General features: G+C 70.9%; 15 protein-coding genes. 9 read left to right on the forward strand and 6 right to left on the reverse strand.

The window, feature by feature from the left end:
* Positions 1-87 precede the first annotated feature (87 nt).
* The 4 genes from pdhA to AC1DW8_RS05150 all read left to right on the forward strand — a co-directional run bounded on the left by pdhA (position 88) and on the right by AC1DW8_RS05150 (position 4,422).
* Positions 88-1,242: a pyruvate dehydrogenase (acetyl-transferring) E1 component subunit alpha gene (pdhA, locus tag AC1DW8_RS05135; RefSeq protein WP_056755923.1), complete on the forward strand. Its 1,155-nt coding sequence runs from the start codon at positions 88-90 to the stop codon at positions 1,240-1,242.
* Positions 1,242-2,234, forward strand: a complete 993-nt coding sequence (locus tag AC1DW8_RS05140) for an alpha-ketoacid dehydrogenase subunit beta (protein ID WP_056774399.1) — start codon at positions 1,242-1,244, stop codon at positions 2,232-2,234. The genes pdhA and AC1DW8_RS05140 overlap by 1 nt, the downstream gene beginning before the upstream one ends.
* Before the next feature lie 15 nt (positions 2,235-2,249).
* Positions 2,250-3,707, forward strand: a complete 1,458-nt coding sequence (locus tag AC1DW8_RS05145) for a dihydrolipoamide acetyltransferase family protein (protein ID WP_478092369.1) — start codon at positions 2,250-2,252, stop codon at positions 3,705-3,707.
* 286 nt (positions 3,708-3,993) lie between these two features.
* Positions 3,994-4,422 carry a response regulator gene (locus AC1DW8_RS05150; protein ID WP_056826113.1) on the forward strand — a complete coding sequence of 143 codons (429 nt, stop codon included), beginning with the start codon at positions 3,994-3,996 and terminating at the stop codon, positions 4,420-4,422.
* A 27-nt stretch (positions 4,423-4,449) separates the two neighbouring features.
* Here AC1DW8_RS05150 and AC1DW8_RS05155 read toward each other — a convergent pair whose 3' ends face one another.
* The gene (locus AC1DW8_RS05155; protein ID WP_478092372.1) at positions 4,450-5,808 is read right to left on the reverse strand and encodes a sensor histidine kinase; all 1,359 of its coding nucleotides are present in this window, start codon (positions 5,806-5,808) and stop codon (positions 4,450-4,452) included.
* On the reverse strand, positions 5,801-6,427 hold the full coding sequence (locus AC1DW8_RS05160; RefSeq protein WP_478092374.1) for a response regulator: 627 nt from the start codon (positions 6,425-6,427) through the stop codon (positions 5,801-5,803). Before AC1DW8_RS05160 ends, AC1DW8_RS05155 begins: the two co-directional genes overlap by 8 nt.
* A 328-nt stretch (positions 6,428-6,755) precedes the next feature.
* Here AC1DW8_RS05160 and AC1DW8_RS05165 point away from each other — a divergent pair, with 328 nt between their 5' ends.
* From AC1DW8_RS05165 to AC1DW8_RS05175, 3 genes are all read left to right on the forward strand, one after another.
* A complete protein-coding gene (locus AC1DW8_RS05165) occupies positions 6,756-8,978 on the forward strand; it encodes a multicopper oxidase family protein (RefSeq protein ID WP_478092376.1) in 2,223 nt (740 codons plus the stop codon).
* A gap of 87 nt (positions 8,979-9,065) precedes the next feature.
* Complete coding sequence (locus AC1DW8_RS05170; protein ID WP_478092378.1) at positions 9,066-10,196, forward strand: hypothetical protein; 1,131 nt, start codon at positions 9,066-9,068, stop codon at positions 10,194-10,196.
* Between the two features lie 215 nt (positions 10,197-10,411).
* Positions 10,412-11,398, forward strand: a complete 987-nt coding sequence (locus AC1DW8_RS05175; RefSeq protein WP_478092380.1) for an AfsR/SARP family transcriptional regulator — start codon at positions 10,412-10,414, stop codon at positions 11,396-11,398.
* Positions 11,399-11,469: 71 nt separating this feature from the next.
* Here the strand turns inward: AC1DW8_RS05175 and AC1DW8_RS05180 are convergent, their stop codons facing one another.
* Positions 11,470-12,291, reverse strand: a complete 822-nt coding sequence (locus AC1DW8_RS05180; RefSeq protein WP_478092382.1) for an oxidoreductase — start codon at positions 12,289-12,291, stop codon at positions 11,470-11,472.
* 224 nt (positions 12,292-12,515) lie between these two features.
* Positions 12,516-14,657 carry an MDR family MFS transporter gene (locus AC1DW8_RS05185; protein ID WP_478092384.1) on the reverse strand — a complete coding sequence of 714 codons (2,142 nt, stop codon included), beginning with the start codon at positions 14,655-14,657 and terminating at the stop codon, positions 12,516-12,518.
* 65 nt (positions 14,658-14,722) lie between these two features.
* On the opposite strand from AC1DW8_RS05185, the gene AC1DW8_RS05190 reads away from it, so the two are divergent.
* Complete coding sequence (locus AC1DW8_RS05190) at positions 14,723-15,331, forward strand: TetR/AcrR family transcriptional regulator (RefSeq protein ID WP_056774375.1); 609 nt, start codon at positions 14,723-14,725, stop codon at positions 15,329-15,331.
* A gap of 69 nt (positions 15,332-15,400) precedes the next feature.
* On the opposite strand, the gene AC1DW8_RS05195 is transcribed toward AC1DW8_RS05190, so the two are convergent.
* Positions 15,401-15,976, reverse strand: a complete 576-nt coding sequence (locus tag AC1DW8_RS05195; RefSeq protein ID WP_056774373.1) for a TetR/AcrR family transcriptional regulator — start codon at positions 15,974-15,976, stop codon at positions 15,401-15,403.
* 96 nt (positions 15,977-16,072) lie between these two features.
* Here AC1DW8_RS05195 and AC1DW8_RS05200 point away from each other — a divergent pair, with 96 nt between their 5' ends.
* Entirely contained in the window at positions 16,073-16,750 is a 678-nt protein-coding gene (locus AC1DW8_RS05200; RefSeq protein WP_478092387.1) for an NADPH-dependent F420 reductase, read from the forward strand.
* Positions 16,751-16,774: 24 nt separating this feature from the next.
* On the opposite strand, the gene AC1DW8_RS05205 is transcribed toward AC1DW8_RS05200, so the two are convergent.
* On the reverse strand, positions 16,775-17,125 hold the full coding sequence (locus tag AC1DW8_RS05205; RefSeq protein WP_478092388.1) for an AsnC family transcriptional regulator: 351 nt from the start codon (positions 17,123-17,125) through the stop codon (positions 16,775-16,777).
* Between the last annotated feature and the right edge of the window lie 114 nt (positions 17,126-17,239).

The following is a 17,239-nucleotide window of genomic DNA, read 5'->3' on the forward strand; positions in this document are numbered from 1 at the left end:
GCCCTGCGCCCCCCAGAAGCCGACGAGCGGGTGACCCCCGTTTGCGGGCCGAACGAGTAGGCCGGTCTCACCGGCGAAGGAGCCCCAGTGAGCGACAAGGTTGTCGCCGAGCTGCAGGAGCCGACCCCCGCGGTCGGCGACGGTGGCCCGGACATGATCCAGCTGCTGACCCCCGAAGGTCAGCGCGTGTCCCATCCCGACTACGACAAGTACGTCGCGGACCTGACGCCCGAGGACCTGCGGAGCTTCTACCGCGACCTCGTCCTCATCCGCCGGCTCGACGCCGAGGGCTACGCCCTGCAGCGCCAGGGCGAGCTCGGCCTGTGGCCCAGCCTGCTCGGCCAGGAGGCGGCCCAGGTCGGCTCCGGTCGTGCGCTGCGGCCCCACGACTTCGTCTTCCCGACCTACCGCGAGCACGGCGTCGGCTTCGTGCGTGGCATGGACCCGCAGAGCTCGCTGCAGCTCTTCCGCGGCGTCAGCCAGGGCGGCTGGGACCCGCAGGAGAACAACTTCCACCTCTACACGATCGTCATCGGGGCCCAGGCACTGCACGCCACGGGCTACGCGATGGGTGTGCGGATGGACGGCAACGTCGGCACCGGCGACCCCGACCGCGACACCGCGGTCATCTGCTACTTCGGCGACGGCGCCTCCTCGCAGGGTGACGTCAACGAGGCCTTCGTCTACGCGGCGAGCTTCGACGCGCCAGTCGTCTTCTTCTGCCAGAACAACCAGTGGGCCATCTCGGAGCCCGTCGAGAAGCAGACCCGGATCCCGCTCTTCCAGCGCGCCCGCGGCTTCGGCTTCCCGGGTGTCCGCGTCGACGGCAACGACATCCTCGCGACGTATGCCGTGACGCAGCACTGCCTCGACGAGGCCCGCAACGGCAACGGCCCGCTCCTCATCGAGGCCTACACGTACCGCATGGGTGCGCACACGACGGCCGACGACCCGACGAAGTACCGCGTCTCGGCCGAGGTCGAGGAGTGGAAGTTCCGCGACCCGATCCTGCGCCTCAAGACGCTCCTCGCGCACGAGGGGATGGCCGACGAGGCCTTCTTCGTCCGCATCGACGAGGAGGCCGACCAGTTCGCGGCCGAGCTGCGCGAGGGCTGCGTGACGATGGAGACGATGGCCGGCGAGACGATGTGGGACCACGTCTATGCCGAGGACCACCCGGTCATGGAGGCGGAGCGTGCCGCCTACCTCGCCTACAAGGCGAGCTTCGAGGAGGCGAACTGATGGCCGGCCAGCTCGAGAAGGTCACGCTCGGCAAGAGCATCACCAACGGCCTGCGCAAGGCCATGGAGGCCGACCCCAAGGTCGTGCTCATCGGTGAGGACATCGGCAAGCTCGGTGGCGTCTTCCGCATCACCGAGGGTCTGCAGAAGGACTTCGGCGAGGACCGCGTCATCGACAGCCCGCTCGCCGAGTCCGGCATCGTCGGCACCGCGGTCGGCATGGCGCTGCGCGGCTACCGTCCCGTCTGCGAGATCCAGTTCGACGGCTTCGTCTACCCGGCCTTCGACCAGATCGTCAGCCAGGTCGCCAAGATGCACGCCCGCGCCCTCGGCGCGGTCAAGATCCCGATGGTCATCCGCATCCCGTTCGGGGGCGGCATCGGCAGCCCGGAGCACCACTCCGAGAGCCCCGAGGCTTACTTCGCCCACACCGCGGGCCTGCGGGTCGTCGCGTGCAGCAACCCCGAGGACGCCCACTGGATGATCCAGCAGGCCGTCGCGTGCGACGACCCGGTGATCTTCTTCGAGCCGAAGCGCCGCTACCACGACCGTGCGGAGTACGACACGACCGCGACCACCGCGCCGCGCGGCCTCTTCGAGGCCAACGTGCTCCGTGAGGGCACCGACGTGACGCTGCTCGGCTACGGCCCTGTCGTCAAGACGATGCTCGAGTCGGCCGCCGCGGCGGAGGCCGAGGGCACGAGCATCGAGGTCATCGACCTGCGCTCGCTCTCGCCGCTGCCGATCGACACCATCGTCGAGTCGGTGCGCAAGACGGGTCGCCTCGTCGTCGTCCAGGAGGCGAGCAGCTTCCTCGGCATGGCGTCGGAGATCTCGGCGCAGGTCACCGAGCAGTGCTTCTACGAGCTCGAGGCACCCGTCATCCGGGTCGCCGGCGCGAACATCCCCTACCCGCCGAGCCGGATGGAGGAGGAGTTCCTCCCCGACCTCGACCGCATCCTCGACGGCGTCGACCGCGCGCTCGCGTACTGAGAAGGGCTGCGACACATGGCAATCAAGACGTTCAACCTGCCCGACCCCGGTGAGGGGCTCGTCGAGGCCGAGATCGTGGAGTGGAAGGTGTCGCCCGGCGACACCGTCAAGGTCAACGACATGGTCCTCGAGATCGAGACCGCCAAGTCGCTCGTCGAGCTGCCCATCCCGTGGGCCGGCACCGTCAAGGAGCTGCTCGTCGAGGTCGGCCAGACGATCGACGTCGGCACGCCGATCATCTCGATCGACGACGGCAAGGGCGGCGACGACGCTCCCGCCGCCGCACCGTCGATCCCGGGCGAGAAGGCCGCTCCGGCCGAGGGCGCGGGTGGCGGCTCCGAGGCGATCCTCGTCGGCTACGGCGCCAAGGCCGGCGCCACGGCCCGTCGTGCCCGCAAGGGCATGGCCGCCGACCCCGTCGCCGCCGCACCGACCGAGACCGAGCAGGTCGCGGCTGCCGCACCCGTCGCCGAGCACGCAGCCCCGGCTCCGCGTGTTGAGTCGCCGGCTCCTGCCGTCCCGGTCGCGTCCGCTGCCGGTGGCCGTCCCAAGGCGAAGCCGCCCGTCCGCAAGCTCGCCAAGGACCTCGGCATCGACCTCGCGTCCGTCACCCCGACCGGGGCCGACGGCATCATCACGCGCGACGACGTGACGAACCATGCGAGCGGCGCCGTCGTGAACGACGTTGCAGCACAAGCCGACTCCGCCGTCGGCGGTGCCGCGCCGGCCATCTCGCGTATGCCGTTCGGCGCGGGTGAGCGCGAGGAGCGCACGCCGATCAAGGGCGTCCGCAAGATGACGGCGCAGGCGATGGTCGGATCGGCCTTCACCGCACCGCACGTCACCGAGTGGATCACCATCGACGTCACGAAGACGATGGAGCTCGTCGACCGCCTCAAGGGCAGCCGCGAGTTCAAGGACGTCAAGGTCACGCCGCTGCTCGTGCTCGCCAAGGCGCTCGTCCTCGCGGTCAAGCGCAACCCCGGCATGAACGCGACGTGGGACGAGGCCAACCAGGAGATCGTCCAGAAGAACTACGTCAACCTCGGCATCGCCGCCGCGACCCCGCGTGGCCTCATCGTCCCGAACATCAAGGACGCCCACGCCATGACGATGCTCGAGCTGGCGCAGGCCATCGGGCAGCTCACCGCCACGGCACGCGAGGGCCGCACCCAGCCGGCCGAGATGTCGGGCGGCACCATGACGATCACCAACGTCGGCGTGTTCGGCGTCGACAGCGGCACCCCGATCATCAACCCGGGGGAGTCGGCCATCGTGTGCTTCGGTGCGATCCGCAAGCAGCCGTGGGTCGTCACCGATGCCGACGGCAACGACGAGATCGCCATCCGCCACGTCACGCAGCTCGCGGTGAGCTTCGACCACCGTCTCATCGACGGTGAGCTCGGCAGCCGCTTCCTGTCCGACCTGGCAGCGATCCTCGCCGACCCGGCCCAGGCCCTCGTCTGGGGCTGACCCACTCCAACCGTCGGAGGGCCACAACCAGTACCGGTTTGTGGCCCTTCGACGTTCCGTCCTGCCGGCGACGCCTCAGGAGGACCGCGATCGGATCGGGACACACCCCCACGATTGGGGGTATGCCGACCCCACCCGTGGCGCGTGCGCCACGCCGCGCACCGCGCCACGATGGTGGAGTTCCCGATCGGGCGATCGCCCCTGAGCAGTGGAGGTCCGTCATGGGTGGGCAGCGCGTGCACGGGCCTGATCCGTGGTGTGCCCGGGCAGGACGGGGGCCCCGCCGGTGACTGCTCTCCGCTCGGACCCGACCCCGCAGGGACCGGACGTCGTCCGCGTGCTCGTCGTCGACGACGTGCACATCCTCCGGATCGGGCTCGCCTCGCTCTTCTCCCTCGAGGGTGACCTCGAGCTCTGCGGCGCCGCCGAGAGTGGCGAGCAGGCGGTCGAGGTGGCCCGGCGCACTCACCCCGACGTCGTGCTCATGGACATCCGGATGCCCGGCATCGGCGGGGTCGAGGCCACCCGGAGGATCCTGGAGGACCTGCCGACGACCCAGGTCGTCGTGCTGACGGGAGAGCCGTCGGTGCAGGGACGGCGCGCGGCGCTGGAGGCCGGCGCGGCGGCATACATCGTCAAGGACGCGGTGCCGTCGACGGTCCTCGACGCGGTCCGTGGCGTGGGCAGGGGGCGCCAGCCCGGGATGCCGCGCTGACCCTCCGGACGCCGCGGCCGGCGACGCTCAGGGGAGCTGAAGCTCGCTCGCGAAGGAGGTCGGGAAACGCGCCACGAGCTCGGTCCCGCCCTCGGCGCGGCGGGCCAGTCGCAGCGACCCACCGACGTCGGTCAGGGTGTCCTCGAGCAGGCGCAGGCCGAGGTGGCCGGTGGCGATCGGGCCCGGAGGTGGCCCGCTGCCGTCGTCGAGCACCGTCACCGTGGCCTCGTCGCCCTCGACGGCGGCGACGAGGGTCGCGCGGGAGGCGTTGGCGTGCTTGACGACGTTGCGCAGCCCCTCGCGCAGGATGCGGTAGGTCAGCTGGATCGCCTCCCTGGACAGGTGGGCGTAGCCGGGAGAGACCTCGACGTCGACGGCGACGCCCGACTCGCGGGCCCGCGCCGCGAGGATGTCGAGGGCCGCCGTGAGCCCGGGCAGGGACGGGTCGGCCGGGTAGAGGTCGGTGACCAGGCCCCGCAGGGACGAGATGTCACCGCGGAGGCTCTGACCTGCCGAGTCGAGCAGCTCGCGCGCCTCGACCGAGCTGTCGGGCAGCTGGCGGGCGACCATCGGGAGGGCGTAGCCGAGGGCCGCGAGGTTCTGGATCAGGCCGTCGTGCAGCTCCTCGGCGATGCGGCGCCGCTCCATGTCGGAGGCGGCGAGGGCATGGCGCAGCATCGCCCCGCGTTCGGTGCGCGCGTGGTCCACCCGACGGGCCAGCGACAGGGCCAACGGCAGGAGGAAGAGCGTCAGGATGAGCATGGCGCCGACGGCGAGGGCCGTCAGCGCGTAGAGCAGCAGCCGCTGGTCGCTCTCGAGCCGCTCGGTCGACCAGTAGGACTCGATGACGACCGGCTTGCTGTCGGCGTCGAACGCACCGACGTACACCTCGAGCAGCTGACCCGCGGTGCGCTCCTCGACGTTCTCCACCTTGCTGAGGTCCGACACGTCGGCGACGACGTCCTGGGTGCCGAAGAGTGCGGCGACGTCCTCGTCCATGACGTACGTGCGGCCGATGAGGTCTCGCTCGTCCGACCAGATGACGTTGCCCTCCATCGACCAGAGCTTGACATGGACGAGGGACCCGTCCCGCAGCCGCGACTCGACGACCGTGACCAGGCTCTGGGAGGAGTTCGGGCGCCGGGAGCGCACCGCGGTGTCGACAAAGGGCGCTGCGACGTTGGTCGCGAAGGTCCTGCCTCGCAGGCTCGCCTCGCGCAGCGCGAGGTCCGCCGCCAGCGCGCGTGCCACCAGGACCGCCCCGACCGCGACGATGAGGAAGGCCACGAGCGTCCACAGCCCGAAACGGGTGATGGCCTCGCGCACGATCGACGGGGGCCGGCCGTGTGTCCCACCGGACCCTTGCGAGCCCGGTGCGCTAGCCACGCCTGGTCGGTGCGATGAGGCCGAGCCGGCTCGCGGTCACGACGGCCTCGAGCTGGGAGTGTGCGTGCAGCTTGCGCAGCAGGGTCTTGACGTAGCCGCGACACGTCAGCACCGAGATCCCGAGCTCCCTGGCGATCATGACGGCATCGGCTCCGTCCGCCAGCCGGCGCAGGACGTCGGCCTCGCGCGGCGTCAGGCGCGGGACGGGAGCCCCGTGGCGGTCGGCGCCGGCCCGCACGATCGTGCGCAGCAGGCCGGGGTCGATGGCGAAGGCCTTCCGGGTCGACGACCGGACGGCGCCGAGGATCTCGTCGAGGGAGCCGTCCTTGGGCAGGAGGGCACACGCTCCGGCGTTGAGCGACCTCGTGAGCAGGGCCTGGTCGATGAAGGCGCTGAGCACGATGATGCGCACGTTCGGGACGGCACTGATGAGGTCCGTGGCGAGGTCGATGCCGTCGTCCTGACCGAGCCGGACGTCCATGAGGATGACGTCGGGCTGCCAGTACGCCGCCAGCGCGCGAGCCTGGGCAGCGTTGAGCGCCGTTGCGACACAGCGCAGGTCGGGCTCGCCGTTGATCACCAAGCCGATGGCGTCGGCAAGGACGCGGTGGTCGTCCACGACCAGGACTGATGTCTGTGTGCTGTCAACGCACGGTGAAGCCTTCATGGGCACCCCCCCGGGAGCATGTCGGCTTTCAGTATCGGCCACGTCGGCGGGCGCCGTCCCACGAATCCGAAGGGTCCGGTTCGTCCCGCGAGCGCCGACTGCGTCCCGACCGGTACTCCCGACGGACCCCGAGGTTCTCCCGAGCAGGTCCGCCCACCATGGGCGTGGACATCCCCCGCTGGTCGGGGGGCCCACTGCAGCAGCACAGTTCGACCGGGACGTCGGGCACCGGGAGCAGCACGCACCACGGGGCTCGCCGTCCACCACCTGAGGAGCAGGCATGAACACCTCCACACCTTCGGAACCCCAAGACCCGCGTGAGCTCGAGCCCGGCGGGGTCTACCGACGCACCGTCCTCCGGCTCGGGGCCGCCGGAGGACTCGGAGCCGCCCTCGTCGCCGCCCGCGGATTCGGCGGTCCCGTCCTGGCGCAGCAGGGTCTGCTGTCGCCCGACGGCGCCTTCGCAGCCTCGTCGACGACACTCGGCGACCTGCTCTTCTACGTCGAGGCCTTCCCGACGAGCCCGCTGATCCTCTCGCCCTTCTCCGACCCGCTCCCGATACCGAAGGCCCTGGCGCCCGTGCCCGTGTCGACCTTCAGCGGTTGGGCAAAGCCTCCCGGTCCCGGTGTGGGACAGCAGAACTCGTTCGGGAGCGAGCGGCACCAGATCTGGCCGTCCGCGCTCGGCTACCCCGACCCGATCGTCTACAAGATCGACCTGCTCCTGCGCACCCACTCGTTCACGACCTCCCAGGTGCTGCCGATCGACTCGAACGGCAGGCCGACGGCGTCGTTCGACGCCTACGGCGCGACGTATGCCGCCGGCACGAAGCGCTGGCTGCCGATGAGCACGATCTACGGCTTCAACGGCACCTTCCCCGGCCCGAGGATCAACGCGGAGTACGGCAAGCCCGTCCTCGTCCGCTTCGAGAACCACCTCGACGAGAACCCGCTCGGCCTCGACCGGCAGGACTTCGGGTCCCCGGACTGGTCGTTCCTCACCCACCTGCACAACGGCCACACGGCGCCCGAGAGCGACGGCAACCCGCACTACTGCATGACCTACGGCCCCAAGTCGACCGGCTACGGACCCCAGACCTTCTGCGACAACCTCTACCTCAACTGGCCGGCGGGAGGGGACGACCGCGAGAAGCAGAGCTTCTTCTGGTTCCACGACCACCGCATGGACCACACCGGGTCGAACGTCTACAAGGGCATGGTCGGCCTCTACCCGATCTACGACCCCAAGAACGGCACGGACATGGGAGACGAGCGCCAGGGGCTCAGGCTGCCCGGCGTCCGCCGGGACAACCCGGACGGCTCCTTCGACGTCGACTACGACGTCCCGCTCGCGTTCTACGACTGCCGCCTCGACGACGGGGTGACCACGCACCAGGACGTCCACGACGGGATGGGGGAGTTCCCGGCAGCGAAGAACCCTGCGACGCACCCGGAGTGGTGGGGCAAGACGTTCTACAAGCACTTCCCCAACCACGGCTTCGTCGGCGACATCTTCACCGTCAACGGCACCGCCTACCCGACGATGGTCGTGCGACGCCGGAAGTACCGCTTCCGCTTCCTCGATGCCTCGATCGCCCGCATCTACGAGTTCAAGCTGATGGCGTCGACGACGGGCCCGAAGTCATCCGCGTCCCTGGGCTACGGCGGTGACGAGCTCGAGGGGCAGTACCGCATCCCTGACGGCCAGCAGTGCATGCAGTTCACCCAGATCGCCTCGGACGGCGGCCTGCTGCCGTTCGCGATCAAGCGCGACTCGTTCGAGCTGTGGCCGGCCAAGCGCCGCGAGGTCATCGTCGACTTCACCCGCTACCAGGACGGGACGCCGACGACGAAGGGCGACGTCGTCTACCTCACGAACGTCATGAAGATGCCGAACGGTCGCATGTGGTCCAACTCGTCCCGGTTCTCGCCGGACCCGAACTACAAGGTGCCGGTGCTGAAGTTCGTCATCGGCGACGACGCCCCGGACGACAGCCTCATCCCGCAGCCGGGTCAGCTGCTGCGGTCGCTGCCGCCGCTGCCGGGCAACTGGCAGAGCATGCTCGACAACCGCCTGGTCTTCGAGGTCGAGCGCGGGAGCTCGTCCGCCGACGTCGAGTGGCTCATCAACGGCCAGCCGTTCGACCCGACGCACGTCGGCACGAGCCTCAAGAACCCCGCCGGCAAGACCCCGCTCGCGCAGCAGAAGCGCGGCAGCTTCAACCTCTGGGAGATCCGCAACGGCGGCGGCGGCTGGGTGCACCCGTTCCACCTGCACATGGAGGAGCACCGCGTCGTCATGCGCAACGGCAAGGACGCGACAAAGGGCAGCGCGGGTCACCCCGACGACGTCTCGCGCGAGGACCTGACGGCCCTCGACCCGGGCGAGTCCGTCATCGTCTACCGGGGATTCCGGGACTTCGTGGGTCCCTACGTCGCGCACTGCCACAACCTCGCGCACGAGGACCACGCGATGATGTTCGGCTGGGAGATCACGCCGTAGGGAGCGTATGCCGTGTCGTGGCCTCCGCGTGGACGCCCACGACACGGCCTACGCCGTGGTCCACCACTGGGAAGGAAAGGCACTGCCATGACCACCTCCTCGACCGTCGTCGCGGCCCCACCCACCGTCCCGGGGCGCCGACGCGCCGTCCCCTGGGCGACGGTGCTGCCCCTCGCGGTGGTGCTGGCCTACGCGGACGGCTTCTGGGTGACCTCGATGCGCGGTGCGGTCGGCGCCGTCGGTCGCGGGCAGGGCCCGTTCACGACCTGGTGGCACGAGTCCACCGTCCTCGTGCCCGTCTACGTGTGCGCCGTCCTCGCCGCGCTGGCGCTCGCCGTGCACGTGTCGGACCGACGACACGGCGACCGGGGACGGGCGCCGCTGCTGCTGACCGCGGGGCTCGTCGTCGTGGCTGCCACGCTCGTCGGCGCCGTCGAGATGGCGGTCGGGGCCGCGTACGACTTCCACCTCCAGTCGGGCCAGCTCGAGACGATGGCCTCGATGCGGGGCGACTGCCGAGCGGACTGCATCGAGCGGCTGCGGCAGGACACGTGGTGGCTGCAGCTGCGCGCCACCGGGCTCGGAGCCGTGCTCCTGCTCGTCACCAACCTCGGAGCCGTCGCGTGGGTGACGATGTTCCACGGCGGCCGACTGGACTCCGTCCGGTCGGCGCGCGCCCGGAGTCGGTCGCTGGACGCCTGCGGTGAGCGGCGGCGGCTCCTGGCCCTGGCCCTCGTCGGTGGTGCGCTCATCCACCTGGCGGTCGTGCCGGAGCACTTCGAGGAGTGGGTCGCCGCGGCCTGGTTCTTCGTCGCGCTGGCGGTCGCCCAGGCCGTGGCGGCGTTCCTCGTGCTCCGGTGGCCCGCGCCCGCTCGCGGCCTCCTGCTCGTCGTGGCCGCGCTCTCGGCCGGTCCACTCGTCGTGTGGGCGTGGTCGCGCACCTGGGGTCTGCCGGTCGGTCCCGACCCCGGCGTCCCCGAGGCCGTCGGGCTCCCCGACATCGCTGCCGGCCTCCTGGAGCTCGTGGCCCTCGTCCTCGTCGTCGTCCTGCTGCGCGGCGTCCCGGTCGGCGCCGTCCGCCGCCTCCGGCCCGAGCACCTGGGCCGACTCGCGGTGGCCGCCGTGCTGGCCGTCACCGTGGTCGGAGTGGCGTCGAGCCAGGCGGGGTGGTTCGACGTCGTTCGTTCGGAGAGCCCCACGAGCTCGGGCATGGGCTAGCAGATGAACGGCGCCGTGTTCGTGAAGTGAGCCGACTGCTCACCCCCAATCTTCGGGTCCGACCTCCCCGCACGTGGTGGAGCCCGCAGGCCGCCTCCTCGCCCGACCATGGAGGAGTCAAGGGAGGGGTTGACATGACGAACTCGAGCCTGGGGGCGCGAGCACGGGTTGAGGGACCCGTGCGAGCCGAGCTCACACTGTGTCGGAGCCTGCGCGTGTCGGTCGGCGACCGGTCGATCGGACCGCGCCAGCTCGGCGGGGCGAAACCGCGCCAGATCCTCGTCGCGCTGCTGCTGCGGCCCGACCAGGCCGTCTGCAAGGCAAGTCTCGTGCGGCTGCTGTGGGACGACGCCCCACCGGCGGGCGCCCTGAGCACCCTCGAGGGCTACGTCAGCCTGGTCCGCAAGCGGCTCGACGCCCTGGCGCCGGGGCTCGGCAGCGCCGTGCGCACGGAGCCGGGCGGCTACCTGCTCGACTCGGCGTTCGTCGACGTCGACGTCCACCGCTTCCGGCGCCTGGCCGCCCGGGCGCGCGCCTGCTCGGGGCCGGCCGCCGTGCGCGGCTGGGTCGCTGCCTTCGACGTCCTCGACGTGCTCGATGCCCTCGGGGGAGCCGGCGGCCCCGGTGGCCTGCTCCTGCCGGACGAGCACCTCGACTGGATCGAGCAGGCGCGTGAGGAGCTCGACGCCGAGGTGCTGCGGGCCCTCGCCGAGGCGGCGGGGGTGGCCCTCGACGCGGGAGACCTCGACCGTGCCCACCGCTGGGCGAGAGAGGCGCTCGCCGCCGACCCCTACGACGAGGCCGCCTGGCGCGTCGTCCTCGAGTGCTGTGAGCAGCGCGGCCGCTACGCGGAGGGCCTGCGCGCCTACGACGAGTGCCGGCGGCTGCTCGCGGACGAGCTCGGCTGCACGCCCGGACCCGGGGTCCGCGAGGTCTTCGGCCGCCTCCTGGACGGCGCGAGGCAGGCCGACGACGACCCGCTGTCGGCATTGGTCGACGCCGTCGTCCGCCTCCACGTCGCGGTGTCGCTCCCGGCCGGGCCGGCCGGTGCGGACCCCGAGGGGACCACGGGGCCGGGGCGCCCCGGCCCGGCGGGGCAGCGGGGCGGCCCCCCGCCGGTCGAGGAGGACTGGCGGCTGCTCGAGCGTCTGCTGTCGATGGCGCGCAGCGGTTGGCACCCCACGGCTCGGGCCACCGCCTGACCCACCCGACCGTCGAAGGGCCACTTACCGGTACCGGTTCGTGGCCCTTCGACGTCGGGACGGTGGACGGGTCAGCCGGAGAGGGCGCGCCTCATGACGGCGTCCATGGCGCGGTCCGGCAGCAGCCGGCGCGCGGTGACGATGGCGCGCGCGCCGCGTCCGGCGGGGTAGCGCGCCGCGGGGTTCGCGGCCTCCAGCGCCTTGAGCACCTTCTCGGCGACCGCCTCGGGCCCGGAGCTCATCCGCGGGGTGTCGACGCGCTCGAACATCACGGCCATCCGGCGGGCGAGGTCCTCGTAGACGGTGCCGATCGACTGCTCGACCATGCTCTCGCGGGCGATGGTGTTCCACTCCGAGATGATCGGGCCCGGCTCGACGATGACGACGTCGATGCCGAAGGGGGCGAGCTCGATGCGCAGGCTGTCGCTGAAGCCCTCGACCGCGAACTTCGTGGCGTGGTACCACGCGCCGAGGGGCTCGTAGATCTTGCCGCCGATGCTGGAGATGTTGACGATCCGGCCGCGACGCCGCGTGCGCATGTGCGGCGTGACGAGCTGGGTGAGGCGGGCGAGCCCGAAGACGTTGACCTCGAACTGTCGTCGCGCCTCGTCGATCGGCACGTGCTCGACCGGTCCGTACGAGCCGTAGCCGGCGTTGTTGACGAGGGCGTCGATCTGCCCCTGCTCGGTGATGATGCGGTCGACCCCCGCGACCATCGACGTGTCGTCGGTGACGTCCATGGCGAAGGGGATGATGCCGCGCGACTCGAGCGCGGCCATGCGCTCGATGCGGCGGGCGACGGCATACACCGTCCATCCGGACTCGACGAGGTGGATGGCGATGGACTCGCCGATGCCGGAGGACGCGCCGGTGACGAGGGCTACCTTGCTCATCCCGACACCGTATGCGGCCCCGCTCGTACCCGAGCGCGCGCCCATCTCCCAGCGTGGGCCGGCCGGACGGCATACGCCCCTCCCTCACACCGTTCGAGAGGCCACGTCGGGCCGCCTGGACGCAGTCGAGAGGCCAGCTCTCGGTGGGGAGAACTGGCCTCTCGATGTGTCGGAGGAGCCCACAGGTGGCCTCTCGACGGGTCAGGTCGGGGAGTGGGGCGCGGTCAGCGCACCAACGCCTCGGCCTGCTCGGCGACCCTGGCGTTCTGCCGGTCGACGAGGTAGGCGGCGGTGAGGTCGTCACCGACGGCGGAGAGGAGGCGGATGTCGACGGCCTCGTGGCGCTCGGCGACGGTCGGCTCGACCGTCGTCATGACGGTGCGGGCGTCGCGCTCGGCCACGGCCGTGGCGAGCTCGCGCTTGAGCGCCTCGTCGAGGATGCCGCCGGGCACCTTGGCCCGGGCCGCGACCTCGACCGCGAACCGCTCGGTCTCGGCGGCGAGCGTGGCGTCCTCGGTCGTCAGCATCCGCGACGTGCGGTGCAGCAGCGCCGCGCCGGCGTCGAGGTCGCCCTCGCCGAGTCGGCTGACGGCCTGGGTCAGCAGGGGACGGTCGCCGCGCAGCGCCGAGTCGGCGAGCAGGCCGAGGCGCAGCCCGAGCAGCCGCTCGTGCGTACGCGTGTTGCCGGCCTCGCGGCCCAGCGGCACCTTGAGCTCGTCGTCAGGGGCAGACTGCGACATCGTGTCGAGCAGCTCGATGCCGGCCTCGTCGGGCGTGTGCACGGTGTCGCGCAGCGGCACCTCCTTGATGAAGAGCGCGGCGAGCAGGGCGAGCGCGAAAGGCACGAGACCCCAGACGAACACCGTGTGCAGGGAGTCGGCGAGGCCCTGCTGGACACCCGTGGCGATCTGCGGCGGCAGCTTGGCGAGGGCCGACGGGTCGAGCACCGAACCGGCGCTGACCTGCTGTCCGGACGCCTGCATCTGCTGCACCACGGAGGCGGGCAGGTGCGAGGCGATGTTGCCGGCCAGGCCGCTCGTCATGATCGTGCCGAAGACGGCCGTGCCGACGGTCGAGCCGACGTTGCGGAAGAACTGCGTCGACGCCGTCGCGACGCCGAGGTCCTTGCGCTGCGAGGAGTTCTGGATGATGAGGGTGAAGACCTGCAGCGCCATGCCGAGGCCGATGCCGAAGACGATCATCGAGAGCGTCAGCTCGGTCTGGCTCGAGCCGTAGTGCAGCTGGGTCAGCAGCCAGAAGCCGACGCCCATGATGAGGATGCCCACGATGGTCTGGAGCTTGTAGCGGCCGGTCTTGGTGATGACGAGGCCCGAGATGATCGACAGGCCGATCATGGCGACCGACATCGGCATGAGGATGAGACCCGAGTTGGTGGCCGACGCGCCGAGCACGCCCTGGGCGTAGACCGGGAGGTAGATCATCGCGCCGAACATCATGACGGAGACCATGAAGGCCGCGATGTTGGAGAGCGTGAAGAGCGGGCTCTTGAAGAGGCGCAGCGGCAGCACCGGTTCGACGGCCCTGCGCTCGATGGCGATGAAGACGCCGAGCATGACGATGCCGGCGGCGTACATGCCGATGATGGCGGGGGAGCCCCACGCGAGCGTCGTGCCGCCGAGCGAGGTGGGCACGAGCAGCAGGATGAGGGTCATCGAGAGCGCGGCGATGCCGGCCTTGTCGACGACGGTCTCGCGCGGCGTGTGCTCGAGGTGGAGGAAGCGGCTGATGCCGAAGAAGGCGAAGACGCCGACCGGCAGCGTGATGAAGAAGAGGTAGCGCCAGCCCCAGTTGTCGGTGACGAAGCCGCCGACGAGCGGGCCGAGGATCGAGGCGAGGCCGAAGACGCCGCCCATGAGGCCCTGGTACTTGCCGCGCTGACGCGGCGGGATGATGTCGCCGATGATCGTCTGCGACAGCGGCATCAGCGTGCCCATGCCGGCGCCCTGGATGGCGCGGGCCGCGATGAGCCACCAGAAGTTCTGGGCGAAGCCGGAGAGGATCGAGCCGGCCATGAAGACGACGAGCCCGCCGAGGTAGAAGCCGCGGCGACCGTAGAGGTCGCTCATCTTGCCGACGATGGGGACGGTGATCGCGCTGACGAGCATGGCGGCCGTGGCGAGCCACGAGTAGTGGTCGATGCCGCCGAGCTCGGCGACGATGCGTGGCATCGCCGGACCGACGATCGTCTGGCTGATCGACGCCACGAGCATGCCGAGCATGAGTGCGATGAAGATGTTGCGGGTCGGGCGGTCGAGTCCGGGCGCCTTGGTGACAGTCGCCTCGCTGGCTGATGTGGTCGCGGTGTCCGTGGCTACCCCCTGGGTCTTCTGTGGCATGTCCGCCACGGTACGCCGAAAGTGCAGTCACTGCAAAATTGCAGTCCATGCAGTGAACGTGTCACGATGGGGGCATGAGCACGGACCTGCTGACCGACGAGTCGTGCGGCCTGCGGGAGCGCAAGAAGCGCGAGACCCGCCGCGCGCTCAACCTCGCCGCCCTCGACCTCGTCGAGGAGAAGGGCTTCGCGGCCGTCACGACCGAGGAGATCGCGGCCCGGGCCGGCGTCAGCGCCCGCACGTTCTTCAACTACTTCCCGTCCAAGGAGGCCGCCGTCATCGGCACGACGGCCGAGGAGCTCGAGTCGTATGCCGCCGCGCTGGAGCAGGACGTCGAGGGCGAGACGCCGCTCGAGTCCCTCCGTCGGATCCTCGCAGGCATGCTCGCGCCCGCGTCGATCGACCGCGAGCTGCGGGCCCGGCGTCGTCGCATCCTGCTCGGCGAGCCGTCGCTCGCCCCGGCGCTCGTGGGCAACAACATCCGCATCGAGAACGCCCTGACGGCCGCGCTCGAGCGTCGTCTCGGCGTGCAGCCGGGCGCGTCGCTCGAGGCGCGCCTGACGGTGGCCGTGGCCATCGCGGCCGTGCGCGCCTGCATCGAGCACCAGCAGAACGGCGGCTCGGGTCGTCTCGAGCGCAACATCGACCAGGCCTTCGACCGCATCGCGGCCGGCCTGCGCTGAGGAGCGCCGCAGAGCTGCCGGGGCGCTGAGGCGGACCGGCGTCGCTGAGGCGGACCGGTTCGAGGTCGCTCAGTGCGAGGCGGTCGCCCCGCTGACGAGCGCCTCGGCCGCGGCCTTGGCGGCGCGGGGTGCGTCCGGCAGGGCATCGAGCGAGCCGCTCGCGAGTCCGCCGTCGAGGAGCAGGGTGAGGGTGCGCGCCAGGCCGTCGGGATCGGGTGCTCCCGCGTCGACCGCGAGCCCACGCACCCAGCCGCGCACCGAGTCCTTGTGGGCGAGCGTCCGGGCGTGGATCGCCGTGCCCGGTTCGTTCTCGGCCGCGGCGTTGATGAAGGCGCACCCGCGGTAGCCGTCGCGACGGCAGGCCGTGTCGAGAGCGTCGAAGAGCCCGACGAGCTGGTCGGCGGGCGCCGGGCCGGCCGCCTCGGCAGCAGCGTGCAGCTGGCCCGACCAGGTCGTGTCGACGACGTCGAGGTAGGCGAGGACGAGGTCGTCCTTGGCCGGGAAGTGGTTGTAGAAGGTCTGTTTGGCGACCCCGGACTCGGCGATGATCCGGTCGACCCCGACCGCGCGGATGCCGTGGGCGTAGAAGAGCGCGAAGGCCGTGTCGAGAATGCGCTGCCGAGCCGCGCTCGCTGTCCGTGCCATGGGGCCATCATACCTTGCGAGTAGACAGATCTGTCTGCTAGCGTCCCGGTAAGTAGACAGATCTGTCTATTCTGTTTCGACACCCAAGGACCTCCCATGCGTTACGCAGTTCTCGGCACCGGCTCCGTCGGTCGCACCATCGCGTCCCGTCTCGACGAGCTCGGCCACGCGGTCACCATCGGCACGCGTGACCCGGCGAGCACGCTCGCGCGCACCGAGCCCGACCAGATGGGCAACGCCGCCTTCGCGACGTGGGCGACGGCATACCCGGGCATCTCGCTCGCGACCTTCGCGGAGGCCGCAGCCTCGGCCGAGGTCGTCGTCAACGCGACGAGCGGCGACGCCTCGCTCGCGGTGCTCGGCCTCGCCGGTGCCGACGCTCTCGCCGGCAAGGTGCTGCTCGACATCGCCAACCCGCTCGACTTCTCGGCAGGGATGCCGCCCACCCTCTTCGTCAAGGACTCCGACTCGCTCGGCGAGCAGATCCAGCGTGCCTTCCCCGACGCCAGGGTCGTCAAGGCGCTCAACACGCTGACTGCAGAGCTCATGGTGCGCCCGGCCGGCCTGCCCGAGAGCAGCAGCGTCTTCGTGTCCGGCGACGACGCCAAGGCCAAGGCCGCCGTCACGGCCCTGCTCACCGAGTTCGGTCACGAGGACGTCATCGACCTCGGCGACATCACGACGGCCCGCGGCACGGAGATGCTGCTGCCGGTCTGGCTGCGTCTGATGGGCGCCCTCGGCACGCCGATGTTCAACGTCCGGATCGTCCGCTGACGGAGGTGGACGCCCACGACGGCGTCACTGCACGTCGCGCTCGCGCTCCCGCGCGGGGGTGAGGTGCGGGGGTGCGTCCGTCATCCGCAGTCGGGGGCGGCGCCGGGCGAGGTCGATGAAGTCGCCGACGCGCAGTCCTGCCTCCAGGGGGTGGCGGAAGCGCACCTCGCGACGGACCACGTAGCGGTTGCGCCGCCCCTCGCGGTGCCGAGTGATCACGCGGCCCCCCTCGAGGTCGGCCACGATCTGTTGGACTGCCCGCTCGGTGATCCCGATGTTGGAGGCAACGTCCTTGAGCAACATGTCCGGGTCGTCCGCCAGGCAGACCAGAACGTGTCCGTGGTTCGAGAGGAAGGTCCATCCTTTCCTTCTCATGACTCGACGGTAGATCGCTGTGTGGGCGGCCGCGGCAAAAGGCGAAGAGGGCTTCGTCACACGTCCTCGTCGTATGCGAGCTTCGTCCCTCTCTGGGCTTGGCAAGTGTCCCGT

The sequence above is a fragment of the Terrabacter sp. P2_E3 genome, from assembly GCF_056403915.1.